Below are 26,525 nucleotides of genomic sequence, written 5' to 3'. Positions count from 1 at the left end.
GGTTGAAGTAAAATTCTGGTCTATTCAGCGGTATGCTTTCATTTTTCTGACGTCGGTGCGTGCCGGCGTCGTTCACTCCACAGGTAACTGCCTTGTTGAATTCCCTGCTCGACTTTCTTGCTCACGGGCTCCTGCGCTTCTCGTGGTGGCAGATCGTGCTGTTCGCGCTCGCCGTCACGCACGTGACGATCATCGGGGTGACGGTCTACCTGCACCGCTGCCAGGCGCACCGCGCGCTGGAGCTGCACCCGATCGCCAGCCATTTCTTCCGCCTTTGGCTGTGGATGACGACCGGCATGCTGACCGGCCAGTGGGCGGCGATTCACCGCAAGCACCACGCGAAGTGCGAGACCGAGGAAGATCCGCACAGCCCGCAGACCCGCGGCATCTGGAAGGTGTTCCTCGAAGGCGCCGAGCTGTACCGTGCGGAAGCGAAGAACGAAGAGACGATGCGCAAGTTCGGCCACGGCACGCCGAACGACTGGATCGAGCGCAATATCTACTCGAAATACCCGATTCTCGGCGTCAGCCTGATGATGGTGATCGACGTCGCGCTGTTCGGCGTGCTCGGCCTGACCGTGTGGGCCGTGCAGATGGTCTGGATCCCGTTCTGGGCGGCGGGCGTCGTCAACGGTTTCGGCCACTATTGGGGCTACCGCAACTTCAACTCGGCCGATGCGAGCACGAACCTGTTCCCGTGGGGCATCGTGATCGGCGGCGAGGAACTGCACAACAACCATCACACGTTCGCGACGTCCGCGAAGCTGTCGAACAAGTGGTACGAGTTCGACATCGGCTGGATGTACATCCGCATCATGTCCGCGTTCGGTCTCGCGAAGGTGAAGAAGGTCGCGCCGACGCCGCGCCTGAACAAGCCGAAGACCGTGCTCGACCAGGAAACGCTGCAGGCCGTGCTGTCGAACCGCTACGAGGTGATGGCGCGCTACGGCAAGGCCGTCAAGCGGGCGTACCGTCAGGAGCTCGTGCGCCTGAAGGAGCTCGGCTCGGGTGAGAAGTACCAGCTGATGCGCGGCGCGCGCAAGTGGTTCCACAAGGATGCGGACGGCCTCGACGAGCCGCAGAAGAAGCTGCTGCCGGAGATCTTCGCGAACAGCCAGAAGCTGCAGACGTACTTCCAGCTGCGCCAGGATCTCGCCGCGATCTGGGATCGTTCGACCGCGTCGCGCGAACAGCTGCTGGCCCAATTGCAGGATTGGTGCCATCGCGCCGAACAAAGCGGCATTAAGGCGTTGCAGGAATTTGCGATGCGTCTGCGCCGCTACGCCTGATTCGAAATCGATTAGAATCTCAGGACGTCACAAACCCCGCGCTGGCGGGGTTTTTTCTTTTGGGCGACCGTAAGGCATGGGGCGGGAGGAAGTGCTGAAGCACTCGCTCCGGCCGACCGCGAAGCATGGGATCGGAGTGAGCGCTGAAGCGCTAACTCCGATCGACCGCGAAGCATGGGACCAGATTAAGCGCTGAAGCGCTAACTCTGGTCGACCGCGAAGCATGGGATCGGAGTAAGCGCTGAAGCGCTAACTCCGATCGACAGGAGATATGGAGATGCAATCGACGATCAAACCCGTCGAGTACGACCGGCCGGTCGCGGCAGGCGCAGTCTGCGGCGTCGGGCAGGCATGGGCGAAGGTGCCCGAGACGCCGTCCCCCGAGGAGCGCGCCGCACTGAAGGCGCGCATCAAGGCGTTGCTGGCCCGCAAGAAGGCAGTCCTGGTCGCGCACTATTACGTCGACGCCGAATTGCAGGAACTCGCCGACGAAACCGGCGGCTGTGTCGCCGATTCGCTCGAAATGGCCCGCTTCGGCCGCGACCACGACGCGCAGACGCTCGTCGTCGCGGGCGTGCGCTTCATGGGCGAAACCGCGAAGATCCTGAGCCCCGGCAAACGGATCCTGATGCCGGACCTCGACGCCACCTGTTCGCTCGACCTCGGCTGCCCGGCCGACGAATTCTCCGCGTTCTGCGATGCGCATCCGGACCGCACCGTCGTCGTCTACGCGAATACCAGCGCAGCCGTGAAGGCGCGCGCGGACTGGATGGTCACGTCGTCGATCGGCCTCGAGATCGTCGCGGATCTCCACGCCCGCGGCGAGAAGATCATCTGGGCGCCGGATCGCCATCTCGGCAGCTACATCCAGAAGAAAACCGGCGCGGACATGCTGCTGTGGCAGGGTTCGTGCCTCGTGCACGACGAATTCAAGGGCATCGAGCTCGACCTGCTGCGCGCCGAATACCCGGACGCGAAGGTGCTCGTCCATCCGGAATCGCCGGAGAACGTCGTCGCGCTGGCCGACGTCGTCGGCTCGACGACGCAGCTGATCGACGCGGCGGTGAAGCTGGACGCGACGCGTTTCATTGTCGCGACCGATCTCGGCATCCTGCACAAGATGCAGCTCGCGGCGCCGGGCAAGACCTTCATTGCGGCGCCGACGGCCGGCAACAGCGCGACCTGCAAGAGCTGCGCGCACTGCCCGTGGATGGCGATGAACGGCCTCGCGAACCTCGCGGACGTGCTCGAGCGCGGCCATAACGAGATCTTCGTCGACCCGGCAATCGGCGCGCGCGCGCGCCTGCCGATCGACCGGATGCTCGATTTCGCGGCCGCTCACAAGAAGCGCGTGCAGGCGAGCGGCGACCTGCAGCGCGACCAGCAACTGTTCGCGAACGTGGGGGCGGCATGACGACCAGCGCCGTTTCCCCGCTTTACGACACGATCCGTGCGCACTACGGCGCCGCGTTCGACGACGCGCTCGCGCGCAACGTCGCCGATGCGATTGCCGAGGACGTCGGCACGGGGGACCAGACCGGGCGGCTCGTGCCGGCCGGCGAGCGCCGCCGTGCGCGCATCATCGTGCGCGAAGAAGCCGTGCTGTGCGGCGTGCCCTGGTTCGACGCGGTGATGCGCCGGATCGATCCGGCGATCGACGTGCGCTGGCAGTATCGCGAAGGCGACCGGATGATGGCCGATTCGACCGTCTGCGAACTCGAAGGCCCGGCGCGCGCGCTGCTGACCGCCGAGCGCAACGGGTTGAACTTCCTGCAATTGCTGTCCGGCGTCGCGACGGCGACGCGCCGCTATGTCGACCGGATCGAGGGCACGCGCGCGCAGATCCTCGATACGCGCAAGACGCTGCCGGGCCTGCGTCTCGCGCAGAAGTACGCGGTGCGAGTCGGCGGCGGCGCGAACCAGCGGCTCGCGCTGTATGACGGGATCCTGATCAAGGAGAACCACATTGCCGCCGCGGGCGGCGTCGGCGAAGCGCTCGACGCGGCGTTCGCGCTGAATGCCGGTGTGCCGGTGCAGGTCGAGGTCGAGACGCTTGCGCAACTCGACACGGCGCTCGCGCACGGCGCGCAGTCGGTGCTGCTCGACAACTTCACGCTCGACATGATGCGCGAGGCAGTGCGCGTGGCTGCGGCCAAGGCCGTGCTCGAAGTGTCGGGCGGCGTCAATTTCGATACGGTGCGCGCGTTCGCCGAGACCGGCGTCGATCGCATCTCGATCGGCGCGCTGACGAAGGACGTGCGCGCGACCGATTATTCGATGCGCATCGTCGACTGACCGTGCGGCGCAATCCGCAGACGAAAAAGCCGTTGGCGTTCTGCCAACGGCTTTTTTGCTGGTGCGGCGTGCGGCTCAGCGGCGCGCTTTCGGCATCAGCACGCTCGGCAGCGCCTTCGGCAGCGTGTGCGGCCAGTCGCGGCTGTAATGCAGACCGCGGCTTTCGCGTCGCGACTGGGCGCTCTTGACGATCAGCATCGCGACGTCGACGAGGTTGCGCAGCTCCAGCAGGTCGCGGCTCACGCGGAAGTTCGCGTAATACTCGTGGATCTCGTCGCGCAACAGCGACAGCCGGTGCTTCGCGCGTTCGAGGCGCTTGTCGGTGCGCACGATGCCGACGTAGTTCCACATCAGGCGCCGCAATTCGTCCCAGTTGTGCGCGACGACGACTTCCTCGTCGGGATCCGACACGCGGCTCTCGTCCCACGCGGGCAGCGCGCCCGGCGAGTCGACGTCGAAGCCGGCCGTCTCGATCGCTCCGGCAGCCGCGCGGCCGATCACGAGGCATTCGAGCAGCGAGTTGCTTGCGAGCCGGTTCGCGCCGTGCAGCCCCGTGTACGACGTTTCGCCGACCGCATACAGGCCGGTGAGGTCGGTGCGGCCCGCTAGGTCGGTGACGACGCCGCCGCACGTGTAGTGCGCGGCCGGCACGACCGGAATCGGCTGCTTCGCGATGTCGATGCCGAACTCGAGGCAGCGCGCGTGGATCGTCGGGAAATGTTCGCGCAGGAACGCTTCCGGCTGGTGGCTGATGTCGAGGTACACGCAGTCGATCCCGCGCTTCTTGATCTCGAAGTCGATCGCGCGCGCGACGATGTCGCGCGGCGCCAGTTCTTCGCGCGGGTCGTGCGCGGGCATGAAGCGGGTGCCGTCCGGCAGCTTCAGCAGGCCGCCTTCGCCACGCACGGCCTCGGAGATCAGGAACGACTTCGCGTACGGGTGGAACAGGCAGGTCGGGTGGAACTGAATGAATTCCATGTTCGCGACGCGGCAGCCCGCGCGCCACGCCATCGCGATGCCGTCGCCGGTCGCGGTGTCCGGGTTGGTCGTGTACAGGTAGACCTTGCCGGCGCCGCCGGTGGCGAGCACCGTGTGCGGCGCTTCGATCGTGACGGTGCGGCCGCTGTCGACGTCGAGCGCGTACAGGCCGTGGCAGCGGCGGCCGGGTAGACCGAGCCGCTCGGACGTGATCAGGTCGATCGCGTGATGGTTCTCGAGGAACGTGATGTTCGGGTGCCGGCGCGCGCGCTCGGACAGCGTCGCGAGCACCGCATGGCCGGTCGCGTCGGCGGCGTGGATGATGCGGCGGTGGCTGTGGCCGCCTTCGCGGGTCAGGTGAAAGCCGAGCTCGGCGGCGTCGTCCTTCGTGAACGGCACGCCCTGCGAAATCAGCCATTCGATCGCTTCGCGGCCGTGCTCGACGATGTAGCGCGTCGCGCTCTCGTCGCACAGGCCGCCGCCGGCGACCAGCGTGTCGTCGACATGGTTCTCGATGCTGTCCGCGGAATCGAGCACCGCGGCGATACCGCCTTGCGCGTTGTCGCTCGCGCCTTCCATCATCGATCGCTTCGCGATCAGCGCGACCCGCCGCGTGTCGGCCAGATTGAGCGCGACCGACAGGCCTGCCAGGCCGCTGCCGACGATCGCCACGTCGAATTTCATTGCTGCATCTCCATCATTGCACGCTTGATCTTGTGTATTCCGGCGGCGCAGCCGCGGAAAGGGGAGAGCATACCGCGTCGGGCAAAAGCGTGCGCGCAAAACAAAAAGCCCCGCGATTGCGGGGCTTTTTGGTCACCATCAGGCTGCTGGAAACCGGAGATTACTTGATCTTGGTTTCTTTGTATTCCACATGCTTGCGGACGACGGGATCGAACTTCTTGATCGCCATCTTTTCCGGCATGTTGCGCTTGTTCTTCGTGGTCGTGTAGAAATGACCCGTACCAGCGGTCGACTCGAGCTTGATCTTGTCGCGTGCGCCTTTTGCCATGATTGTGCTCCTTGGGCTTAGGCTTCGCCGCGTGCGCGCAGGTCAGCGAGCACGGAATCGATGCCGTTCTTGTCGATCAGGCGCAGGCCGGCGTTCGAGACGCGCAGGCGCACCCAGCGGTTTTCGCTCTCCACCCAGAACCGGCGGTTTTGCAGGTTCGGCAGGAAGCGGCGCTTCGTCTTGTTGTTTGCGTGGGAAACGTTGTTGCCGCTCATCGGCGCTTTCCCAGTTACTTGGCATACGCGTGCCATGAGAGCACTCCTAATACGCTAAATTCGGGGTTCGATCGCCGGTGAAGGTTCTCATCGAGCAGCCACGTGATCCATAGCTGCACTCAGAACGCCCAAGCCCTTAACAGACAAGGCCCTTCGATGGCTAGAACTGGTTGGAAAAAAGACAGACGGCGATTCTAGCAGAAAAAGTTCAGGAAAATCAAACGTAATTTCAGCGTGCCGTCGTGGCGCGCGTGCGCTGCCCGCCGGAGCCCGTCTGGTGCGGGCTTCGGCAGGACCGGCCTGCGCGGCCCGGCATAGTTTACAGCAAGCCGGCGCGTGCGAACGAGAATGTATCGGTCGCGCCGACGACGACATGATCCAGCAGGCGCACGTCGAAGAGCGCGAGCGCGTCGCGCAGCACGCGGGTCAGGCGCCGGTCCTCCGCGCTCGGCTGCACCGCGCCCGACGGGTGATTGTGCGCGACGACCAGCGCGGCGGCGTTCACCGACAGCGCGCGGCGCACGATCTCGCGCGGGTAGACGGCCATCCGCGTCAGCGAGCCGCGCGCGCTTTCCTCGCTGTCGACGAGGCTGTGGCGCGCGTCGAGGTACAGGGTCATGAACACTTCGTACGGGCGCGTGCCGATCACGAGGCGCAGGTAATCCTCGACCGCGCCGGGCGAATCGATCAGCAGATGCTCGCGCGCCTTCTCCGCGAGCGCGCGCCGCGCGAGCTCGGCGACCGCGGACAACCGGGCGATGCGGGCTTCGCCGATGCCGGGGTGGCCGCGGAAATCGGCCGGGGTCGCGTCGAGCAGCCCGCGCAGCGAGTTGCCGAACTGCTTGAGCAGCGCACGCGCGCTGTCAAATACGTTGTGGCCGGACACGCCGTTGCCGAGCAGCAGCACGATCAGCTCGTCGTCGGACAGCGCGGCCGGCCCGCGCTCGAGCAGCCGCTCGCGCGGCAGGTCGGGCCGTTTCGCGCGCGCCGCGCCGCGCTTGGGCTGCCCGGACGCGCGCGGCGCGGCATCGGCGGCGTCGCGGCATTCGGGGAGGGGCGACAATTGTTGCGGCATGGTTGATTCTCCATTGTGGCGGGCAGGCAGGCCTGTGCAACGTCGTCGCACTTTCCGCCTTGCGCGCTCAGGTGACTTACAATACCGGTTTTGCGCCGGGCCTCGCGGCCGCATCGGGCGCCGACTGAACGAGTAATTCATGAGCCTCATCGATCTTTCCGAAGTGAAGCCCGGTTCGCACGTCACGCTGCACTACCGGCTGGCACTGGCCGACGGCGCCGACATCGTCAACACCTTTTCCGACAAGCCCGCGACGCTGCTGCTCGGCGCAGGGCAGCTGGCGCCCTCGCTGGAACAGATTCTCGTCGGGCTCAGGGTGGGCGACCATTCGACTTATCAGCTAGCGCCCGAACAGGCGTTCGGACCCCGAAATCCGGACATGCTCCAGCGCGTGACGCTCAAGACGCTGCGCGAGAACGGGATGATCGGCGAGGACTTCACGCCGGGCGACCTGATCGAATTCAACGCGCCGGACGGCGGTCGATATGCAGGGGTGCTGAAGGAGGTCGGCGAAACCTCGGCGCTGTTCGACTTCAATCATCCGCTCGCGGGCCAAGCGCTCACGTTTGAAGTGAAAATCATCGGGATCCTGTAATCATGAGCACCACCGATACGCTGTCCGGACAGACCGTCGCCGCCGACGCCGAAATCCTGCTGGCCCAGCCGCGCGGCTTCTGCGCGGGGGTCGATCGCGCGATCGAGATCGTCGAACGCGCGATCGCGATGTACGGCGCGCCGATCTACGTGCGCCACGAGATCGTCCACAACAAGTACGTGGTCGAGGACCTGAAGAAGAAGGGGGCGATTTTCGTCGAGGAACTCGAGGAAGTGCCGTCCGGCAACACCGTGATCTTCAGCGCGCACGGCGTATCGAAGGCGGTGCGCGACGAAGCCGGCGTGCGCGGGCTGCGCGTCTACGACGCGACGTGCCCGCTCGTCACGAAGGTGCACGTCGAAGTGGCGAAGATGCGCCAGGATGGCGTCGACATCGTCATGATCGGGCACAAGGGGCACCCGGAAGTCGAAGGCACGATGGGCCAGGTCGAGCGCGGGATGCATCTCGTCGAGAGCGTCGAGGACGTGCAGAAGCTCGAGCTCGCCGATCCGGAGCGCATCGCGCTCGTCACGCAGACGACGCTGTCCGTCGACGACGCGGCCGAGATCATCGCCGCGCTGAAGGCGAAGTACCCGAACATCCGCGAGCCGAAGAAGCAGGACATCTGCTATGCAACGCAGAACCGCCAGGACGCGGTGAAGTTCATGGCGCCGCAGTGCGACGTCGTGATCGTCGTCGGCAGCCCGAACAGCTCGAATTCGAGCCGGCTGCGCGAAGTGGCCGAGAAGCGCGGTGTCGCGGCATACATGGTGGATGCACCCGACCAGATCGATCCGGCGTGGGTCGCCGGCAAGCGCCGCATCGGCGTGACGGCCGGCGCGTCGGCGCCCGAGGTGCTCGCCCAGGCGGTGATCGCGCGTCTGCGCGAACTCGGCGTGCGCAACGTTCGCGCGCTCGACGGGATCGAGGAGAGCGTGTCGTTCCCGCTGCCACGCGGCCTGAACCTGCCGCCCGCGGCCTGACCCGCCACACACAGCGGTACATCGAAGCGCGCCTCACGGCGCGCTTTTTTTTACACGTCGAAATCGCAATCGCAACCGATATTCCCGTAGTTGGTGCAACCGGGTTGCTATTTGTCGCCAAGCCCTTGTCTCAAAATTGGTTGCAATGCAGGAAAACCCCATCAAATCAGGAATATTGGCGTTCTATAAATGGAGTTACAATTCGCCCGTTTTCAGGCCGGAGTGGCCTTGGAACCTGGTTTTGGCAAGGCGCAGGAGACCTATTTAATGCATGTGAAGTTGGCTTACGCCGTGTCCGTCGCCGCAGCGGTTGCAATGCTCGCCGCCTGCAGCAAAAAGAGCGACGACGGGGCGGGCAAGGAGGCTGCGGCGTCCGCGGCACCGCCGGCCAGCGACGTGCGCGTCGTCAAGATCGGTCATGCCGCCCCGTTGACGGGCAGCATCGCGCATCTCGGCAAGGACAATGAAAACGGGGCACGTTTGGCGATCGAGGAAATCAATGCGCATGGCCTGACGATCGACGCGCACCCGGTTCGGCTGGAACTGGTCGCCGAGGACGACGCGGCCGATCCGAAGGCGGGCACGCAAGTTGCACAGAAGCTGGTCGACGACCGGGTCGTGGCCGTAGTGGGGCACCTCAATTCGGGGGTGTCGATCCCGGCGTCGAAAATTTACAGCGACGCAGGCATCGTGCAGATTTCACCATCCTCGACCAACCCCGACTATACGAAGCAGGGGTTCAAGACCACCTACCGCGTCGTGGCGACGGACGCGCAGCAAGGCCCTGCGCTCGCCAACTACGCGCTGCATGCGCTCCACGCGAAGCGCTTTGCGGTCGTCGACGACGCGACCGCCTACGGCAAGGGGCTTGCCGACGAATTCGAGAAGACCGTCAAGGCGGCGGGCGCGCAGATCGTCGCGCGCGAAGCGACCAACGACCGCGCGACGGACTTCAAGGCGATCCTGACGAAGATCAAGCGCGACCATCCCGACGTCATCATGTACGGCGGCATGGACGCGACGGGCGGCCCGTTTGCGAAGCAGGCGATGGCGCTCGGTATCGGAGCAAAAATCCTTGGCGGCGACGGCGTGTGTACCGACAAGGTGGTCGAGCTCGCGGGCAACGCGGTGCAGAACCTGATCTGTTCGGAGGCGGGGCTCGCCCTGTCGCGGATGGAGAAAGGGGCGGACTTCCAGAAGAAGTATGAAGACCGTTTCCACACGCCGGTGCAGATCTACGCGCCGTTCACGTATGACGCGGTCTACGTGATCGTCGATGCAATGAAGCGCGCCAACTCGATCGAGGCGTCCAAGGTGCTGGCTGCGATGCCGTCGACCGACTACCGCGGGGTGATCGGTCGCATCGCATTCGCCCCGAACGGCGATCTGAAAGAGGGGGCGATTACGCTCTACGACTTCAAGGAGGCAAAGAAAACCGTCCTCGATGTCGTGACGATGTAGCGACGGGACTCGTGACGGCGCCGGAACAGTGCGGTGCCGTTTCCGTATCCGCTCCGGCGGCAGGTCCGGCTGTACAGGCCGGGCGGCGCACGCCGGGACGATCCACCCTTACCGGTCTTTTCTAGTACCCGCAGTGCCGCCGAGACGACGTGATTCCTCGCTTACCCGCGGGGCGCAGCCTCATCCGGCAGCACGGGCCAAGGAGCTTTAAATGGATATTTTCGTCCAGCAGATCCTCAACGGGCTGGTGCTCGGCAGTGTCTACGCCATCATCGCGTTGGGCTACACGATGGTGTACGGCATTCTCGGCATCATCAACTTCGCGCACGGCGATGTGCTGATGATCGGCGCGATGGTCGCGCTCTCCGCGATCACCGTGCTGCAGAACCATTTCCCGCAGCTTGGCAACGTCGCGACACTGACGATCGGCCTGGGGATCGCCGCGATCGTGTGCGCCGCCGTCGGCTACACGATCGAGCGGGTCGCGTACCGGCCGCTGCGCCGCGCGCCGCGTCTCGCGCCGCTGATCACCGCGATCGGCGTGTCGATCCTGCTGCAGACCGCCGCGATGATCATCTGGTCGCGCAACCCGATGCCGTTCCCGCAGCTGCTGCCGACCGACCCGATCAACGTGATCAAGGCCACCGACACGACGCCCGGCGCCGTGATCTCGATGACCGAAATCGTGATCATCGCCGTCGCGTTCCTCGTGATGGGCGGCCTGCTGCTGCTCGTGCACAAGACCAAGCTCGGCCGCGCGATGCGCGCGATCGCGGAAAGCCCGAACACCGCCAGCCTGATGGGCGTGAACGCGAACTTCGTGATCTCGGCGACCTTCATGATCGGCTCGGCGCTCGCCGCGCTCGCCGGGGTGATGATCGCGTCGGAGTACGGCAACGTGCACTTCTACATGGGCTTCATCCCGGGCATGAAGGCCTTCACGGCCGCGGTGCTGGGCGGCATCGGCAACCTCGCGGGCGCAATGGTCGGCGGGGTGGTGCTCGGTCTCATCGAGCAGCTGGGCGCCGGCTATATCGGCAATCTGACGGGTGGCGTGTTCGGCAGCAACTACCAGGATGTGTTCGCGTTCATCGTGCTGATCATCGTCCTCGTGTTCCGTCCGTCCGGCCTGCTGGGCGAACGTGTCGCGGACCGCGCGTAACGGAAGGGGAGCAACAACATGACATCCATTCAACCGATCGAAACCTCGACGACGCTCGTCGAAGAACGCAACACCGCGAAGACCGTCACCATCGGGATCCTCACCGCGGCGTTCGTGATCGCCGCGCCGATCATCATCGGCGCGGCCGGCGGCAACTACTGGGTTCGCGTGCTCGACTTCGCGATGCTGTACGTGATGCTCGCGCTGGGGCTGAACGTGGTGGTCGGCTTCGCCGGCCTGCTGGACCTGGGCTACATCGCGTTCTACGCGGTGGGTGCATACACGGCGGCGTTGTTGAGCTCGCCGCACCTGACCACGCAGTTCGAGTGGATCGCGAACCTCGCGCCCGGCGGGCTGCACGTGCCGTTCCTGATCATCGTGCCGATCGCGATGGCGATCGCCGCGATCTTCGGGATTTTGCTCGGCGCGCCGACGCTGCGGCTGCGCGGCGACTACCTCGCGATCGTCACGCTGGGCTTCGGTGAAATCGTGCGGATCTTCATGAACAACCTCGACCGTCCGGTGAACATCACGAACGGCCCGAAGGGGATCACGGGGATCGATCCGGTGCACGCCGGCGACTTCAGCCTCGCGCAGACGCACTCGCTGTTCGGCATCCAGCTGCCGTCGGTCTACATGTACTACTACCTGTTCGTGCTGTGCGCGCTGCTGGTGATCTGGACCTGTACGCGCCTGCAGCACTCGCGCATCGGCCGCGCATGGGCGGCGATCCGCGAGGACGAGATCGCGGCGAAGGCGATGGGCATCAACACCCGCAACGTGAAGCTGCTCGCGTTCGCGATGGGCGCGTCGTTCGGCGGCCTGTCGGGCGCGATGTTCGGCTCGTTCCAGGGCTTCGTGTCGCCGGAATCGTTCACGTTCTGGGAGTCGATCGTCGTGCTGGCCTGCGTGGTGCTCGGCGGCATGGGCCATATCCCGGGCGTGATCCTCGGCGCGGTGCTGCTCGCGATCTTCCCGGAATTCCTGCGTTCGACGATGAGCCCGCTGCAGCATGCGATCTTCGGCCACGACATCGTGGACACCGAAGTGATCCGCCAGGCGCTGTACGGCCTCGCGATGGTGGTCATCATGCTGTACCGCTCGGAAGGCCTGTGGCCGGCGCCGAAGCATGAGGACAAGATCGCGAAACTGGCGAAGCGCAGCGCCAAGTCGGCGCGCGCATAACGGACTGACAGCGGAAGGAGAAACACACATGAGCGACAAGCAAATCCGACTGTCCGTGAAAGGCGTGAACAAGCGCTTCGGCGGCCTGCAGGCGCTGTCCGACGTCGGCCTCGAGATCAAGGAAGGCGAGATCTACGGCCTGATCGGCCCGAACGGCGCCGGCAAGACGACGTTCTTCAACGTGATCACGGGCCTGTACACGCCGGACTCCGGCGAATTCAGGCTGGACGGCGCGGAATACAAGCCGACCGCGGTGCACCAGGTCGCGAAGACGGGCATTGCGCGGACGTTCCAGAACATCCGCCTGTTCGGCGGGATGACGGCACTCGAGAACGTGATGGTGGGCCGCCACGTGCGGACCAAGCATGGGCTGCTGGGCGCGGTGTTCCAGACTCCGGCGGAACGCCAGGAAGAGCGCGAGATCAAGGAGCGCGCAATCGAGCTGCTCGAATACGTCGGCGTGCTGCAGTACGCGGACTACACGTCGCGCAACCTGTCGTACGGTCACCAGCGCCGCCTGGAAATCGCGCGCGCGCTCGCGACGGATCCGAAGCTGCTCGCGCTCGACGAGCCGGCGGCCGGGATGAACGCGACGGAGAAAGTGGAGCTGACGCGCCTGCTCGACAAGATCCGCTCGGACGGCCGCACGATCCTGCTGATCGAGCACGATGTGAAGCTCGTGATGGGGTTGTGCAACCGGATGACGGTGCTCGATTACGGCAAGGTGATCGCCCAGGGTCTGCCGCAGGACGTGCAGAAGGACCCGAAGGTGATTGAGGCATATCTCGGCGCAGGGGTGCACTGATGGCAGCGGCAATGTTGAAAATCAAGGGCTTGCAGGTCAACTACGGCGGCATCCAGGCCGTCAAGGGCGTTGACATGGAAGTCCGTCAGGGCGAGCTCGTGACGCTGATCGGCGCGAACGGCGCAGGCAAGACCACGACGATGAAGGCGATCACGGGCCTGAAGCCGTTCTCGGCGGGTGACATCGAGTACGACGGCAAGTCGATCAAGGGCGTGCCGACGCACGAACTGCTGAAGCGCGGCCTCGCGATGGTGCCGGAAGGCCGCGGGATCTTCGCGCGGATGTCGATCATCGAGAACATGCAGATGGGCGCGTATCTGCGCAACGACACGGAGCAGATCAAGCGCGACGTCGACCGGATGTTCGGCTTCTTCCCGCGCCTGAAGGAGCGCGCGACGCAGCTTGCCGGCACGCTGTCGGGCGGCGAGCAGCAGATGCTCGCGATGTCGCGCGCGATCCTCTCCAAGCCGAAGCTGCTGCTGCTCGACGAGCCGTCAATGGGCCTGTCGCCGATCATGGTCGAGAAGATCTTCGAAGTGGTGCGCACGATCTCGAAGGAGGGCATCACGGTGCTGCTCGTCGAGCAGAACGCGCGCCTCGCGCTGCAGGCCGCCGACCGCGCCTACGTGATGGATTCGGGCACGGTCACGATGGAAGGCGACGCGAAGAAGATGCTCGACGACCCGAAGGTGCGGGCAGCGTATCTGGGCGAATGAACGGGCCCCGCGCGTCGCCGCAGGCGGCGCGCAAGGGCTTGCGAAAGGCTGTCACGGTTCGCCGTGACGGCCTTTTTTCATGGCGCGCGCCGTCCGCGACCGGCCGTCCGCAAATCGACATGCACGCGGCGTACCATGGGAAGTCCATCGGCACACGGAGAACACGCATGAGCCTGGATTACGGTTTCGTGAAGGCGAAGGTCAAGGCGGTGGCGGGGCTGAAGGCGTTGCCGCACGGCAGCGAGATCCAGTATCACATCCACCTGACGCTCGCGCTGCCGGATGGCGACTGGGATGTCGCGATCAACGTCGGCACCAACGACGCAGACGACCTGTTGAACTACAAGCTCGTCTACGATTTCCACCACCCGATCACGCAGACGCTCGCTGGCGCAACGCAGGGCTATGCCGATCTGACGGGGCAGGCCGCGCTGCCCGCGCTCGACTACCTGCGCAGCGACATCCTGAACGAGACCGGCGCGTGGCGCGCGAGCGACGTGATGGACGGCAGCGAGCACCCGGAGCCGATTCCGTCGCTGCTGCGGCTCGTCGATGCCGCGCAGTCGCAGGGGCTCGATGTGGTCGTGTTCGGCCGCACGTATGTCGAAGGCAACGGCATCCACGACACGCACATGAACCAGGGTTCGTCGGGCCCGCACTTCCTGCATCGCGCGGGCGACGACCAAAATGACCACAACGACATCTGGCAGGACGGCGCGCTGATCGTGCGCGTGAGCGATACGCAGTGGGCCGCGTATTTCGCCGCGTTCGAACAGCAGACAGTGCCGACCGACGCGCTCGGCAATCCGCTGCCGGGCGCGGAGCCGATCACGCAGTGAGGCCGGCCGCCGACGCTGCCGGCGTTCGCGTCACGCCGCCGGCAGCGTCTTGCCGAACGAAATGCGTTCCTCGACCCGGTAGCCGAGCGCCGCGTAGAAGCGGCACGCGTCGTCGTTGCCGGGCAGCACCTGCAGGTTGACCTTCAGGCAGCCGCGCGCGGCGAGCGCGGCCTCCGCATGGGCGACCAGCGCGCGGCCGACGCCGAGCCGGCGCGCATCGTGCGCGACGCCGAACGAGTAAAGCCAGCCGCGATGCCCGTCGAAGCCGGCCATCAGCGTGCCCACGACGCGCGCGCCGCTGACCGCGACGAAGAACAGCTCCGGCTGCGTCGCGAGCTTCAGCTCGATCGATCGCAGCGGATCGCGGTGCGGCGGCGCGTCCGTCTCGCTGTACTGAGGGAACGCATCGCGCCAGACCGCGAGCACGGCGTCGGTATCGGCGCGATCGAACGGACGGATCGCAACGTCATCGGCGGCGGCATCCATCGCGCGGATTTCCTCAGAGTGTGTCGAGAATCGACCGCAGCATCGCCATCATCTGGTCGATTTCTTCGGTCGTCACGTTCAGCGCGGGCATGAAGCGCAGCAGGTTCGGGCGCGCCGCGTTGAGCAGCAGGCCGTCCGGCTGCATCTCGCGCGCCTTCTCGACGATCTGCGGACCGATGTCCTTGCCGAGCAGCAGCGCGCGCAGCAGGCCCTCGCCGCGCTCGCCCTCGAAGCCGCGCTCTTCCGACAGCTCGAGCAGCTTGCGCTTCAGGTATTCGCCGCGCGCGCGCACGCCTTCGAGGAAGCCAGGAGCGACGAGCTGCGAGATCACCGAATAGCCTGCCGCCGTCATCAGCGGGTTGCCGTTGTAGGTGCCGCCCTGGTCGCCGGCCTCGAACACCGCGACGTCGGCCTTCGACAGCAGCGCCGCGAGCGGCACGCCGCTGCCGATGCCCTTGCCGAGCGTCATGATGTCCGGCTCGATGTCGGCGAGCTCGTACGCGAACAGCGTGCCCGCGCGGCCGCAGCCGCTCTGCACTTCGTCGACGATCAGGAGCAGGTTGTGCTGCTTCGTCAGCGCGCGCAGCGCGCGCATGAATTCGCGCGTCGCGGGGATCACGCCGCCTTCGCCCTGGATCGGCTCGAGCATTACCGCGACGGTCTTTCCGTTGATCAGCTTCTCGACCGACTCGATGTTGTTCAGCTCGGCCTTCGGGAAGCCCGGCACCTGCGGCGCATACAGCGTGTCCCAGCCCGGCTTGCCGCTCGCCGACATCGTCGCGAGCGTGCGGCCGTGGAAGCTGTGGTCGAACGTGATGATCTCGTACGCGCCGTCCTTGAACTTGCGGCCCCACTTGCGCGCGAGCTTGATCGCGCCTTCGTTCGCTTCGGCGCCGCTGTTCGTGAAGAACACCTTGTCGAACGCGCTGTGCTGCGTGAGCAGGCCCGCGAGCTTCGCCATCGGCTCGTTGTAGAACGCCGGCGACGGGTTCAGCAGCTTTTCCGCCTGCGACTTGAGCGCCTCGACGACGCCGTCGTTGCAGTGGCCGAGGCTGTTGACCGCCCAGCCCTGGATGAAATCCAGATAGCGCTTGCCGGTGTGATCGTAGAGCCATGAACCCTTGCCGTGCGTGAACACGATGTCGGGGCGGGTCGTGATGTACATCAGCGAGTCGATCGGATAATCGTTCAGGGGCATGGCGGCAGACTCCTGCTGGCGGTCAAAGGGAAAAGGACAATAAAAAAGCCACGGTAGTTGCCGTGGCTGGGTGGTTCGAACAGCTTGTGCGTAACGGGTAGAGGGTTACGCGCGAGTCCGTGACGAGCCGGCGGCATCCAGGCGGAGCGGCGAGCGGCGACGTCGGAGAGTGGACAGGAAGCGGTTCATGTGCGCAAGCATACGGCATCCCGCGTCCCACTGTAAACCGCCGCAATGCAACAAATGTGTCGCGGCGGCGTGCGGGGCGCGGGAGCCGGCCGGGGCTCAGACCGGATGCGCGAGATCGGCGGCGCTCGTGAACGAGTCCGCGTAGAACTCGTCCGCGGGCAGCCCGTGATGCTGGGTGAAGTCGCGCTGCGCGCACTCGACCATCACCGGCGCGCCGCACGCGTAGACCTGGTGCGCCGACAGGTCGGGCAGGTCCTCGATCACCGCGCGATGGACGAAGCCGGTGCGGCCGGTCCACTGGTCGGCATCGTCCGGTTCGGACAGCACCGGCACGAACCTGAAGTTCGGAATCTCGCTCGCCCATTGCTCGGCGAGCTCGGCGAGGTAGATGTCCTTCTTGCGGCGCGCGCCCCAGTAGAGCGTCATCGGACGCGTGATGCCCCGGTGCTTCACGTGCTCGATGATCGCCTTGATCGGCGCGAAGCCGGTGCCCGACGCGAGCAGCACGATCGGCTTGTCCGAATCCTCGCGCAGGAAGAACGTGCCGAGCGGGCCCTCGAAGCGCAGGATGTCGCGCTCCTTCATCGCGCCGAACACGTGGTCGGTGAACTTGCCGCCCGGCATGTGGCGGATGTGCAGCTCGATCGGGCCTTCCTCGTGCGGCGCGTTCGCCATCGAGTAGCTGCGGCGCGAGCCGTCCTTCAGGATGAATTCGATGTACTGGCCCGCGAGGTACTGCAGGCGTTCGTTGGCCGGCAGCTGCAGCTTCAGCACCATCACGTCGTCGGCCTTGCGCTCGAGCGCGGCGATGCGGCACGGCAGCTTCTTGACCTGCACCCCGTCGACGCCGGCGATCTCGCGCACGTCGATCTCGAGATCGCATTGCGCCTTCGAGCAGCACAGCAGCGCGAGGCCGCGCGTGCGCTCGTCGTTGGACAGCGCCGACGCGGCGTGCGGGCCCTGCTCGATCTGGCCCGACACGATCTGCCCCTTGCAGGAGCCGCACGCGCCGTTCTTGCAGCCGTACGGCAGATGGACGTTCTGGCGCAGCGCGGCCGCCAGCACGGTTTCGTCCGACTCGACCTGGAATTGCCGGCCGCTTTGCTTGAGAGTGACGTTGAATGCCATAGAACCAACTAGTACAAAATGTGGGGACCGTGCATGTTGCGCACGGCAGCTACAATGCAACCCGTTGCGCGCTGCGCAACGGTGGCTACTGATTTCGCAAACATCATGATCGCGACACGAATCCTGCGCCGTCCGCGCGTGCTGATCGTCGGCTGCGGCGACGTCGGCCTGCGCTGCATCGCGCAATGGCGCGCGCGGCGCGGCGAGCGGCGGATCGTCGCGCTGACGAGCCATCCGGCCCGGCGTGACGAACTGCGCGCCGCGGGCGCGACGCCGATCGTCGGCGACCTTGACCGACCGTCGACGCTGGCCCGCCTCGCGGGGCTTGCTCCGCGCACGATCCTGCATCTCGCGCCGCCGCAGCCCGACGGCCGCGACGACCGGCGCACGCGTGCGCTCGTTGCCGCATTGACCGTGCCCGGGCGGCGGCTCGCGCAGCCCGCGCCGGCATCCGGCAGGCTGCGGGCCGCGCGCGCGGCGCTGCGGCAGGCCGGCACGCCCTCGCGGGCAGCGCGTATTGTACCCGACGGTCTTCGCGCGCCCACGCTCGTCTACGCGAGCACGACCGGCGTATACGGCGACTGCGGCGGCGCGCGCATCGACGAAACGCATCCGCTCAATCCCGCCAATCCGCGCGCGTTGCGCCGCGTGTCGGCGGAGCGGCAACTACGCGCCGCGACCGTGCGCGGCGGGTTGTCGGCGCGCATCGTCCGGATCCCCGGCATCTACGCGGCGAACCGGCTGCCGCTCGCGCGCCTCGAACGCGGCACGCCGGCGCTTGCGCCGGCCGACGACGTCTACACGAACCACATCCATGCCGACGACCTCGCGATGATCCTGCTGCGCGCGGCCGCGCGCGGCAGGCCGTCGCGCGCCGTGCACGCGTCGGACGACAGCGAACTGCGGATGGGGGAGTATTTCGACCGGGTCGCGCAGGTGTTCGGCCTGCCGCCGCCGCCGCGCGTGAGCCGCGCCGACGCCGAGCGCCTGCTCGAGCCGACGCTGCTGTCGTTCATGCGCGAGTCGCGGCGGCTGTCCAACGCACGGCTCAAGCGCGAATTGTGCGTGACGTTGCGCTATCCGACCGTAGACGATTTCCTTCAAACGCTCGCGCCCGGCGGTGCGTCAGGTCAGCGCGGGTAACGCCTCGATCAGCAGGAAGCAGAGCAACGCGCCGATCAGCGCGCCGATCAGGTTCGGATGGTATTTGTGCGTCGCGCGCATGAAGGCCAGCAGCCCGCCGATCGCAAGCGACCCGACCACGGCGAACGCAATCATCAGATAGGACAGGTAGATCGAATTGGTGATGTGCATGATGTCTCCCCAGCATCGCTGCTCGTAACAGCTTGTAATTCGAGTATAGCGGGGGATCGGGCGGCCGCTGCGCGGCCGATCGTCGAACGGTCGTGCGGATTTTCCCTTACAGGGTTTTGACGGTATTGCGCAGCGACGCCAGGTCGGCCTCGCTCAACCAGCGCCAGGCGCCCGGCTCGAGGTCGGCCGGCAGCGCGAATCCGCCGATGCTTTCGCGGTGCAGCGCCTCCACGCGATTGCTCGCCGCCGCGACCATCCGTTTCACCTGATGATATTTGCCTTCGAGCACGGTCAGCGCGAGCACGTGCGCGTCGCGCGCGTCGGCCGCGACCGCGGCGATCGGCTTCGGCTCGCCGTGCAGCTGGACGCCCGTGCGCAGCGCGTGCAGCTGCGCGTCGTCGAGCGGGTGGCGCACGGTCGCGACGTAGGTTTTCGGCACCTTGCGCTTCGGCGACGTGTACGCGTGAACGAACTGGCCGTCGTCGGACAGCAGCAGCAGGCCGGTCGTGTCCTGGTCGAGGCGGCCGACGCACTGCACGGCGCGCGCGACGAGCGGCGGCGGCAACAGGCTGAACACGCTCGCGTGATGCTGCGGATCGCGCGAGCACTCGTAGCCGGCCGGCTTGTTGAGCGCGAGATACGCGCGGGCATGGAACGGCCACGCGACGCCGTCGACCGAGAAGACCAGGCCGTCGGTGTCGAATTCGGCGTCGGGGTCGGTGCAGGGCGCGCCGGCGACCGCGACGCGCGCCGCCTCGACGAGGCCGCGGCACTGGCGGCGCGAGCCGAAGCCCTGGGTGAAGAGAATGCTTTCGAGATCCATAGCGCGCGCATTCTATCAAGCGGCGCCCGCTCCCCGGCGCGACGGCGCGCGCGCTGGTAAGCTGCCGGAGCGCCGCGGGCGGTTCGCACGCGCGGCATCCGATCCATCATCACGAACAAGAACATGACTTTCGATCTGCTCTCCCTCGGCCGCAAGGCGGCCGCCGTCGCGCTCGCCGCGACCGTGTCGACGGCCGCATTCGCGCATGCGCGGCCGGCGAAATCCGATCCGGCGGCCAACGCCGCGCTGGCCGTCGCACCGACCGCCGTCACGCTCGACTTCACCGAGCCGCTCGAGCCGGCCTTCAGCTCGATCGTCGTCGTCGACGGCGCCGGCAAAACGGTGTCGGACGGCAAGGCGAACATCGAGGCCGCGAACCGCAAGCGGATGACGGTGCCGCTGTCCGTGCTCGGGGCGGGCGGCTATACCGTCAAATGGGTGGCCGTCGCGACGGACGGACACCGCACGCAAGGCACGTACCGCTTCAGCGTGAAATGACCACGGTGGCGGGGCGGCGTCCGCTGCCCCCGCATTCGACACGGAGACGCTCGCATGAACCCGACGACGCTTGACGCACTCGCCGATTTTCCCCGGCTGCTCGAAGCCCACTACGCGGCGGTGCCCGACGGGTACGCACGCTGGACGCCCGGCGACTGGGAAGGAATTCCGAGCGAACGGTTTTCGCCGCTCGGGCAGCTTTGCCACGTGCGCGACATCGAGATCGACGGGTATCACGTGCGCTTGCGCCGGATGCTCGACGAGGATCGGCCGCGACTCGTGTCGCTCGACAGCGATGCGCTCGCGATCGAGCGGCGCTACGACGATGCCGGCGCGTCCGACGTGCTCGCCGCGTTTCGCGACGCCCGGCGCCGGACGGTCGACATCGTGTCGCGCCTCACGCCGGCCCAGCTGGCGCGCACCGGCGAATTCGACGGCTACGGCGCGCTGACGGTGCGCGGGCTCGTCCATTACCTGTGCAGCCACGATCAGCAGCACCTGGCCGGGATGCAGTGGCTGCTCGGCAGGATCGACGCCGAGCGTCACGCGCGCTGAGCGTGCGCGTGGGGCGCCGGATTGGCTCGAATTTCTGGATAATCCATCCAGCCCCGGCCGGCTGACCTGCGGCGCGGACCTGCCTACACTCGGAGCTTCGTTCAACGAGAAAGGAGTCAACCGTGGCCACTCACACGCTCGCAGACAAGGTCGTCCTGATCGCAGGCGGCGCCAAGAACCTCGGTGGATTGATCGCGCGGGACCTGGCGGGCCACGGCGCGAAGGCGGTGGCGATCCATTACAACAGCGCGGCGACGCAGCCGCAGGCCGAGGAAACGGCCGCCGCGGTGCGGGCGGCTGGCGCCGACGCCGCGACGTTCCAGGCCGACCTGACGACGGCCGGCGCGGTCGAGCAGTTGTTCGACGCGGTGAAGCAGCGCTTCGGCAGGATCGACATCGCGATCAACACCGTCGGCAAGGTGCTGAAGAAGCCGATCACCGAGATCACCGAGGCCGAATACGACGAGATGTTCGCGGTCAACAGCAAGTCGGCGTTCTTCTTCATCAAGGAAGCGGGGCGGCATCTCGAGGATCACGGCAAGCTCGTCACGCTCGTGACGTCCCTGCTCGGCGCGTTCACGCCGTTCTACGCCGCTTACGAGGGCGCGAAGGCGCCGGTCGAGCACTTCACGCGCGCAGCGGCCAAGGAGTACGGCGCGCGCGGGATCTCGGTGACGGCCGTCGGGCCGGGCCCGATGGACACGCCGTTCTTCTATCCGGCCGAAGGCGCCGACGCGGTCGCGTACCACAAGACGGCCGCGGCGCTGTCGCCGTTCAGCAAGACCGGCCTGACCGACATCGAGGACGTCGTGCCGTTCATCCGCCACCTCGTGACCGACGGCTGGTGGATCACCGGCCAGACGATCCTGATCAACGGCGGCTATACGACCAAGTAATCGGCCGGGCGAGGCCGCGCACCGCAATGGCCGGTTTGCGTGGACAATGGACGGGCGCGCGGGCATCACGGCCGCGCGCATTTTTCGCATCCGGCGCGCCGGACCACTGCGGGCGCCCGAACCCACGCTTCTTGCCGATGGACAAGCTGGACCAGGTCAGGATCTTCCTTCAGGTTGCCGAGATGGGCAGCTTCATCAAGGCGGCGCACGCGCTCGACGTGCCGCGCGCGACCGTGTCGGCGGCGGTCCAGCAGCTCGAGGCGGGCCTCGGCACGCGGCTCTTGCATCGCACGACGCGGCAGGTGCAGCTGACCGCCGACGGCGCGCTGCTGCTGGAGCGCGGCCGGCGCCTGCTCGCCGAGGCCGACGAGCTCGACCGCCTGTTCCGCGGCCGCGACCGGGACGTGGTCGGGCGGCTCAACGTCGACGTGCCGAGCCGGATCGCGCGCCGCGTGATCGCGCCCGCGCTACCGTCGCTGTTCCGGCGTCATCCGAAGCTGCAGCTGTCGCTCGGCTCCACCGACCGCTCGATCGACCTCGTGCAGGAGGGCGTCGACTGCGCGCTCCGGGTCGGCCGGCTCGCGGACAGCAGCCTCGTCGTGCGGCCGCTCGGGCAATTCGTGCTGATCAACTGCGCGAGCCCGGGCTACCTGCGCGAATGCGGCGTGCCCGAGCATCCCGATGCGCTCGCGCACGGGCACCGCGCGGTCGGCTACGCATCGCCGACGACGGGACGCGAGCTGCCGTGGGAAGTGTGCGAGCACGGCGCGGCGCGTCAGTTCGCGCTGCCGAGCCGCGTGATCGTCAACAACGCGGAGACCTACATCGCAAGCTGCATCGCGGGGATGGGGCTGATCCAGATTCCGCGCTTCGACGTCGCGCATTTGCTCGCCAGCGGCGCGCTCGTCGAGGTGATGCCGGGCTACCGGGCTGCGCCGATGGACGTGTCGGCCGTGTATCCGCACCGCCGGCACCGGTCGCGCCGGCTCAATGCGTTCATCGAGTGGTTCGCGGAGCTGATGGGCGATGCGCTGGGGGAACGGGCGCGCGGCGGCTGACCGGCGTGATGCGGCAGGCGCGTGCGCCGCGCGCTCATTCGGTGCGATGCGGGACGTTGTCCGGGAACGGATAGGGGGCGTGCGGGCCCGGCCAGTCCGGCACGGGCGGCTGGCTCAGGATGTCGCAGCCGTACAGCGCGAACCAGAGCGCGGACGCCAGCATACCCGCGCAGATTCGTTTCGACGTTGCTCGCAGGGACATAGGCCGCCTCCGTGCTGCGTTGTGCCTGTTGCTTGGACCATCGGGCAAGCCGGTGCGTTGCGCTGCGAGCGCGCAAGCGCTTGGGACGTCACTGTCTTTCAGTGCCGCGCGCAGTGGCGGCGGAGGAGGGGCGTTTGATTTCGGTGGAAATGCGCTCTCTTACGACACCGATCGCCTGCTTGAGCGCGTACAGGTCCCGAAAGTAGCGCTTCGGCATGCGCATCTGACTGGCGTGCGCATCGATGTCATCGATTTCCTGGCTCCAGCGCGCGATCTGGTCGCGGGTCGGCTGCCGGTTGGCCCAGATTGCGTCATCCAGCAGCTTGAGCTCCCCATAGCAAATCAGCAGCCGCTTTTTCAAATGCGCCTCCACCATGCGCGGCAATGCCTGCAACAGGCCCAGGAGCAATGCTGCGAAAGGAACCAGGACGAGCAGGCGTCGTTCGATAAAGCTGGCCAGCCAGAATGGCAGGTAGCGCTGCAGGAAGGGACGGCCGGATTTGAAGTAGCGCGTGCTTTCGTCCGCAATCGGAAATTCCTCGGTATTCAGGTTGGGGAACGTGCCGATCGGGGTGAAGTAGTCCTCGTGGCCGTGGACCATCTTGGCGACATCGAGCAGCAGATAGACGAAGGCAGGATGCAGCGTGTCTCTCGCCACGAGCAGCGCCGTGGCGGCCAGCAGGGTGACGTCTGCCTGCGGCCGATCGTCGGCGACGCTGGTCGAGGCGCGCGGATAGACGATCTTGGACAGGGATGGAAACTTCTGCGCGAGGGCGTCTGCTTGCGCGAAACTCATCAGCTTCAGGTCGCTGTTGAGCAAGGTTTGCTGCATCGGCGCGTCGGGCCGGCCGATGAAAAAAGCGGCATCCAGCTCCCCGTGCTCGAGGCGCTGATAGGCGGTGGCCGCGTCCACTTGATCGAGGGTCGTATTGTCCCGTGTGATGCCGCTATAGCCGAGCAGGACAAGGGAGACATTGAGCAGTCCGCTGCCGGGCACGCCGATGCCCACCCGTTTGCCGCGCAGTTGCGACAACCGGTCGACCGTCGTGTTGCCACGATAGAACACCCAGATCGGCTCATACGAGACCGCGGCGATTGTCTGCAGGTGGTCCATCTCCTTCGGCGTCGTCGTGCCCGATTGAATGAAACCCACTTCGTACTCGCTGTCGGGCCTCGTCAACCGCTCGTAATTTTCGATCGAGCCGGAGGAACTGCGGATATCGAGCGTGATGCCGTCGCGCTTGAGGATCGCGGCGTAGCGATCTGCGAAGCCGCGATAGATGCCGTTGTCGGCGCCCGTCGTAATGACGATCGTATGGCGCAACGCTGGCTGGATGACGCTGACGAGCACCCATCCCAGCCCGGCCAGGATCAATGCAGTACCGGCCACGACGAGGTACCGGCGTACCGGCGACGCGGGCGGTTTCTCATGCCGGCGAAGCGCTCCGTGATCACTGGGCATCGTTGGGTCTTCTCTCGTCGGGCCTCGTGTGGGCCGCCTGGCCAACGTCAGAGGTCTTGAGGTTGATCGTGACGGTTTTCTTGCGCAGTAGCGCCGCAGGCCGCGGCGCATCGGCGCCGGACATGCCGGGCGTCCGCGCGGGACGACGGTTCTTCAAGATGAAGGTGTGCGGGCCCAGGCGTCGCTTCGCAGGACGGCAACTTCCGCTGAAATTACCACAGAAACGCGTGCGGGAAGGCTGGGAAGCCTTGGCTGATAAGGCTTTGAAGGGATTTGATGGTGCCAGGGCCGCACACGCTAAATATCTCGCAGAGCCTTATTTGACGGGAAATTAATCGATTACCAATTGTTGTCGTACCCCCAATCGTACCCCCGCGCGCTTTCGCTGGGAGTTATGCGGCAGTGCGCCCCGCCGGAAATAAAAAATGCTGGTGACATTGGTGACAGGCCTCCGAATATTCCGGAGCGCCTTTTCCCATGCGGGTTTCGCTGTCACCAAGTGTGTCACCAAAACACACATATTTCTGGTGACAGGTTGGTGACGCTGCCGATTTTGCGACGGTGTTACAAGGGCTCGCCGGTCGTTTTTTCCCCGGAAAACCGTGTCAGGCTTGGCGATGCGGGGGTACGGGACGCCCCCGGACTGGTACAGGCTGCGCGAAAGATTGCCCGCGCCCACCGCCAACGCGCGCGCCGACCTTTGATTGCCCGGTAACTTTGACAGGGAGTCCCTTATTCGGCACGTGCTACAGTCGCCGCACATTTTCCACCGAGGATTCGGCATGAGTTCGGCGTTCATTCGGGAAGGTGACACGACTTCCCACGGTGGCCGCGTGCTGGCTTGCACGTCGACCAACATTGTTTTCGGGAAGCCGCTCGCGCTCGAAGGCGACATGGTGTCGTGCCCGAAGTGTGGCGGCGTCTACCCGATTGTTGGCGTCCGGGTTCGCAGCATGACGTTCGGCGGCCGAGCCGTAGCGACCGAAGGCGACAAGACTGCATGCGGCGCTACGCTGATCGCATCGCAAGGCATGGCGACGGTAGAGCCAACGTCAGGGGGAGGCGGGTCGGTCGGTGCTGGCAAAAGCGTAATCGCACAGAATGTCGCGCAAGACGATGGCGCATATCGCGGACGCTTCCAGCTCGTGGACGACGAGACGCGCGCACCGCTCGCCAATCATCCCTACCGCGTCACGTCGGCGGACGGCAAGACGATCCAAGGCACGACGGATGCGAACGGCCACACGGACTGGCTCAACAGCAATCAGGCGTCGTCGTTGACGTTCAATCAATCGGGCTCGGCCGGAGCTGCTGGCGCGAGCGAAGCATGAGCGGCCCGTATTCGGGTGGTTCGGCGGTCGGGGGATCGGGAGGCGGCGAGGGGCGAACGACTGTTGTAGGTGCGCGTCGTGGACTGTCGCCGGACGAGAAAAAGCAACTTTGCGACCTCATGTGCAAATGTGGTCGCATCGGCGTCGCTATCGCGACAAAAAAAGGAAGTCGGATTCTCAGGCAGAAATGCGTAGCGGAACGGTTGAATTTCGCGAACACGACTTCTAGGGTCATGACCGGGAAGCCGACTGAATATTTGCCGGAAGTACCGTATGACATGCGACCGAAACCCCCAGCCCCTCCGGTGCCGATCATGGAAGATGATGATCCGCTAACGCCGGTCGGCGGCCTGCTGGGCTGGATTCAGGAGAAATGGCCCGGCAAACTCGGCGGCTACATCAAGGGCAAAAAGGCCGGACTCGATCAGATTCGCCGCCCTGATGTGGTCATCGTGAATGACCCTAGCCAGCCTCCCGTACAATCGAATATCAAAGCCGTGGTCGAAATGAAGTTCGATGACGGTTTCGGCTACGGGCAAGAAATATCGTACAAGCGGATTGCGGGCGACGATAGCAAGTATGTCTCGCTCAGGCGGGCAGATTGTCCGTGCAATGACGAAGAGCCGAAGGGCAAGCCCGCCCGGTCGGCACAGACCCAATCCGATACGGATGAGCTGTTCGGCATAAACCCAGGTGGGAATACTGCTGGGCCTTTCGGGCTGCCACCCCCGGTAAATCCCGGATCGCTCGCCCCTGGTGCCGCCTTCCCTTAAAG

At 66.0% G+C, this 26,525-nt stretch carries 29 protein-coding genes; 18 read left to right on the top strand and 11 right to left on the bottom strand.

What is annotated here, in order from left to right:
- The first annotated feature begins 92 nt into the window (after positions 1-92).
- The 3 genes from ACFIMZ_RS15430 to nadC all read left to right on the top strand — a co-directional run bounded on the left by ACFIMZ_RS15430 (position 93) and on the right by nadC (position 3,584).
- A complete protein-coding gene (locus ACFIMZ_RS15430) occupies positions 93-1,289 on the top strand; it encodes a DesA family fatty acid desaturase (RefSeq protein WP_431820261.1) in 1,197 nt (398 codons plus the stop codon).
- 277 nt (positions 1,290-1,566) lie between these two features.
- Complete coding sequence (gene nadA / locus ACFIMZ_RS15425; protein WP_431820260.1) at positions 1,567-2,703, top strand: quinolinate synthase NadA; 1,137 nt, start codon at positions 1,567-1,569, stop codon at positions 2,701-2,703.
- Positions 2,700-3,584, top strand: coding sequence for a carboxylating nicotinate-nucleotide diphosphorylase (gene nadC / locus ACFIMZ_RS15420; protein ID WP_431820259.1), 885 nt, complete (start codon positions 2,700-2,702; stop codon positions 3,582-3,584). Before nadA ends, nadC begins: the two co-directional genes overlap by 4 nt.
- A 75-nt stretch (positions 3,585-3,659) precedes the next feature.
- On the opposite strand, the gene nadB is transcribed toward nadC, so the two are convergent.
- The 4 genes from nadB to radC all read right to left on the bottom strand — a co-directional run bounded on the left by nadB (position 3,660) and on the right by radC (position 6,864).
- Complete coding sequence (gene nadB, locus ACFIMZ_RS15415; protein WP_431820258.1) at positions 3,660-5,246, bottom strand: L-aspartate oxidase; 1,587 nt, start codon at positions 5,244-5,246, stop codon at positions 3,660-3,662.
- 160 nt (positions 5,247-5,406) lie between these two features.
- Positions 5,407-5,574, bottom strand: coding sequence for a 50S ribosomal protein L33 (gene rpmG, locus ACFIMZ_RS15410; protein ID WP_006478046.1), 168 nt, complete (start codon positions 5,572-5,574; stop codon positions 5,407-5,409).
- Between the two features lie 17 nt (positions 5,575-5,591).
- Positions 5,592-5,825: a 50S ribosomal protein L28 gene (gene rpmB / locus ACFIMZ_RS15405; protein ID WP_004186391.1), complete on the bottom strand. Its 234-nt coding sequence runs from the start codon at positions 5,823-5,825 to the stop codon at positions 5,592-5,594.
- A gap of 283 nt (positions 5,826-6,108) precedes the next feature.
- Positions 6,109-6,864, bottom strand: a complete 756-nt coding sequence (gene radC, locus ACFIMZ_RS15400; RefSeq protein WP_431820257.1) for a RadC family protein — start codon at positions 6,862-6,864, stop codon at positions 6,109-6,111.
- A gap of 139 nt (positions 6,865-7,003) precedes the next feature.
- On the opposite strand from radC, the gene ACFIMZ_RS15395 reads away from it, so the two are divergent.
- The 8 genes from ACFIMZ_RS15395 (at position 7,004) to ACFIMZ_RS15360 (ending at position 14,610) form a co-directional block, all read left to right on the top strand.
- On the top strand, positions 7,004-7,459 hold the full coding sequence (locus tag ACFIMZ_RS15395; RefSeq protein WP_010090945.1) for an FKBP-type peptidyl-prolyl cis-trans isomerase: 456 nt from the start codon (positions 7,004-7,006) through the stop codon (positions 7,457-7,459).
- A gap of 2 nt (positions 7,460-7,461) precedes the next feature.
- Positions 7,462-8,442: a 4-hydroxy-3-methylbut-2-enyl diphosphate reductase gene (gene ispH / locus ACFIMZ_RS15390; RefSeq protein WP_431820256.1), complete on the top strand. Its 981-nt coding sequence runs from the start codon at positions 7,462-7,464 to the stop codon at positions 8,440-8,442.
- A gap of 267 nt (positions 8,443-8,709) precedes the next feature.
- A complete protein-coding gene (locus ACFIMZ_RS15385; RefSeq protein ID WP_431822509.1) occupies positions 8,710-9,903 on the top strand; it encodes a branched-chain amino acid ABC transporter substrate-binding protein in 1,194 nt (397 codons plus the stop codon).
- A 211-nt stretch (positions 9,904-10,114) separates the two neighbouring features.
- Positions 10,115-11,065: a branched-chain amino acid ABC transporter permease gene (locus ACFIMZ_RS15380; RefSeq protein ID WP_431820255.1), complete on the top strand. Its 951-nt coding sequence runs from the start codon at positions 10,115-10,117 to the stop codon at positions 11,063-11,065.
- A gap of 18 nt (positions 11,066-11,083) precedes the next feature.
- Complete coding sequence (locus tag ACFIMZ_RS15375) at positions 11,084-12,250, top strand: branched-chain amino acid ABC transporter permease (protein ID WP_431820254.1); 1,167 nt, start codon at positions 11,084-11,086, stop codon at positions 12,248-12,250.
- A 28-nt stretch (positions 12,251-12,278) separates the two neighbouring features.
- The gene (locus ACFIMZ_RS15370) at positions 12,279-13,055 is read left to right on the top strand and encodes an ABC transporter ATP-binding protein (protein WP_010090950.1); all 777 of its coding nucleotides are present in this window, start codon (positions 12,279-12,281) and stop codon (positions 13,053-13,055) included.
- Positions 13,055-13,771 (top strand): ABC transporter ATP-binding protein, encoded by a 717-nt coding sequence (locus ACFIMZ_RS15365; RefSeq protein WP_431820253.1) that lies wholly within the window; start codon positions 13,055-13,057, stop codon positions 13,769-13,771. The genes ACFIMZ_RS15370 and ACFIMZ_RS15365 overlap by 1 nt, the downstream gene beginning before the upstream one ends.
- 167 nt (positions 13,772-13,938) lie before the next feature.
- Positions 13,939-14,610 (top strand): DUF2278 family protein, encoded by a 672-nt coding sequence (locus ACFIMZ_RS15360; protein WP_431820252.1) that lies wholly within the window; start codon positions 13,939-13,941, stop codon positions 14,608-14,610.
- A 30-nt stretch (positions 14,611-14,640) separates the two neighbouring features.
- On the opposite strand, the gene ACFIMZ_RS15355 is transcribed toward ACFIMZ_RS15360, so the two are convergent.
- The 3 genes from ACFIMZ_RS15355 to ACFIMZ_RS15345 form a co-directional block, all read right to left on the bottom strand.
- Positions 14,641-15,096 carry a GNAT family acetyltransferase gene (locus ACFIMZ_RS15355; RefSeq protein ID WP_431820251.1) on the bottom strand — a complete coding sequence of 152 codons (456 nt, stop codon included), beginning with the start codon at positions 15,094-15,096 and terminating at the stop codon, positions 14,641-14,643.
- Positions 15,097-15,109: 13 nt separating this feature from the next.
- Entirely contained in the window at positions 15,110-16,294 is a 1,185-nt protein-coding gene (locus tag ACFIMZ_RS15350; protein WP_431820250.1) for an acetylornithine transaminase, read from the bottom strand.
- Between the two features lie 285 nt (positions 16,295-16,579).
- Complete coding sequence (locus ACFIMZ_RS15345) at positions 16,580-17,611, bottom strand: CDP-6-deoxy-delta-3,4-glucoseen reductase (RefSeq protein WP_431820249.1); 1,032 nt, start codon at positions 17,609-17,611, stop codon at positions 16,580-16,582.
- Between the two features lie 105 nt (positions 17,612-17,716).
- Here ACFIMZ_RS15345 and ACFIMZ_RS15340 point away from each other — a divergent pair, with 105 nt between their 5' ends.
- Positions 17,717-18,754: an NAD-dependent epimerase/dehydratase family protein gene (locus ACFIMZ_RS15340; protein ID WP_431820248.1), complete on the top strand. Its 1,038-nt coding sequence runs from the start codon at positions 17,717-17,719 to the stop codon at positions 18,752-18,754.
- Here ACFIMZ_RS15340 and ACFIMZ_RS15335 read toward each other — a convergent pair.
- A complete protein-coding gene (locus ACFIMZ_RS15335; protein ID WP_431820247.1) occupies positions 18,737-18,925 on the bottom strand; it encodes a hypothetical protein in 189 nt (62 codons plus the stop codon). The genes ACFIMZ_RS15340 and ACFIMZ_RS15335 overlap by 18 nt on opposite strands.
- A 106-nt stretch (positions 18,926-19,031) precedes the next feature.
- Positions 19,032-19,748 (bottom strand): pseudouridine synthase, encoded by a 717-nt coding sequence (locus ACFIMZ_RS15330; protein WP_431820246.1) that lies wholly within the window; start codon positions 19,746-19,748, stop codon positions 19,032-19,034.
- Positions 19,749-19,871: 123 nt separating this feature from the next.
- On the opposite strand from ACFIMZ_RS15330, the gene copC reads away from it, so the two are divergent.
- The 4 genes from copC to ACFIMZ_RS15310 all read left to right on the top strand — a co-directional run bounded on the left by copC (position 19,872) and on the right by ACFIMZ_RS15310 (position 22,755).
- Positions 19,872-20,246: a copper homeostasis periplasmic binding protein CopC gene (gene copC / locus ACFIMZ_RS15325; RefSeq protein WP_431820245.1), complete on the top strand. Its 375-nt coding sequence runs from the start codon at positions 19,872-19,874 to the stop codon at positions 20,244-20,246.
- A gap of 54 nt (positions 20,247-20,300) precedes the next feature.
- Complete coding sequence (locus ACFIMZ_RS15320; protein WP_431820244.1) at positions 20,301-20,801, top strand: DinB family protein; 501 nt, start codon at positions 20,301-20,303, stop codon at positions 20,799-20,801.
- Positions 20,802-20,923: 122 nt separating this feature from the next.
- Complete coding sequence (locus ACFIMZ_RS15315; protein ID WP_431820243.1) at positions 20,924-21,697, top strand: SDR family oxidoreductase; 774 nt, start codon at positions 20,924-20,926, stop codon at positions 21,695-21,697.
- A 137-nt stretch (positions 21,698-21,834) separates the two neighbouring features.
- Positions 21,835-22,755, top strand: a complete 921-nt coding sequence (locus ACFIMZ_RS15310) for a LysR family transcriptional regulator (RefSeq protein ID WP_431820242.1) — start codon at positions 21,835-21,837, stop codon at positions 22,753-22,755.
- Between the two features lie 34 nt (positions 22,756-22,789).
- Here the strand turns inward: ACFIMZ_RS15310 and ACFIMZ_RS15305 are convergent, their stop codons facing one another.
- Together ACFIMZ_RS15305 and ACFIMZ_RS15300 are read right to left on the bottom strand one after the other, a co-directional pair.
- The gene (locus ACFIMZ_RS15305) at positions 22,790-22,957 is read right to left on the bottom strand and encodes a hypothetical protein (protein ID WP_431820241.1); all 168 of its coding nucleotides are present in this window, start codon (positions 22,955-22,957) and stop codon (positions 22,790-22,792) included.
- An 88-nt stretch (positions 22,958-23,045) separates the two neighbouring features.
- Entirely contained in the window at positions 23,046-24,419 is a 1,374-nt protein-coding gene (locus ACFIMZ_RS15300) for a TAXI family TRAP transporter solute-binding subunit (RefSeq protein ID WP_431820240.1), read from the bottom strand.
- A gap of 782 nt (positions 24,420-25,201) precedes the next feature.
- Here ACFIMZ_RS15300 and ACFIMZ_RS15295 point away from each other — a divergent pair.
- Both ACFIMZ_RS15295 and ACFIMZ_RS15290 read left to right on the top strand, forming a co-directional pair.
- Positions 25,202-25,750, top strand: coding sequence for a PAAR domain-containing protein (locus ACFIMZ_RS15295; protein ID WP_431820239.1), 549 nt, complete (start codon positions 25,202-25,204; stop codon positions 25,748-25,750).
- Positions 25,747-26,523 carry a nuclease gene (locus ACFIMZ_RS15290; RefSeq protein ID WP_431820238.1) on the top strand — a complete coding sequence of 259 codons (777 nt, stop codon included), beginning with the start codon at positions 25,747-25,749 and terminating at the stop codon, positions 26,521-26,523. The genes ACFIMZ_RS15295 and ACFIMZ_RS15290 overlap by 4 nt, the downstream gene beginning before the upstream one ends.
- The last annotated feature ends 2 nt before the right edge of the window (positions 26,524-26,525 follow it).

It is taken from the genome of Burkholderia sp. F1, from assembly GCF_050813845.1.
GTDB lineage: Bacteria > Pseudomonadota > Gammaproteobacteria > Burkholderiales > Burkholderiaceae > Burkholderia > Burkholderia ubonensis.
The sequence above is the reverse complement of the archived record's forward strand: the minus strand, read 5'-3'. Positions and strand labels throughout refer to the sequence as shown.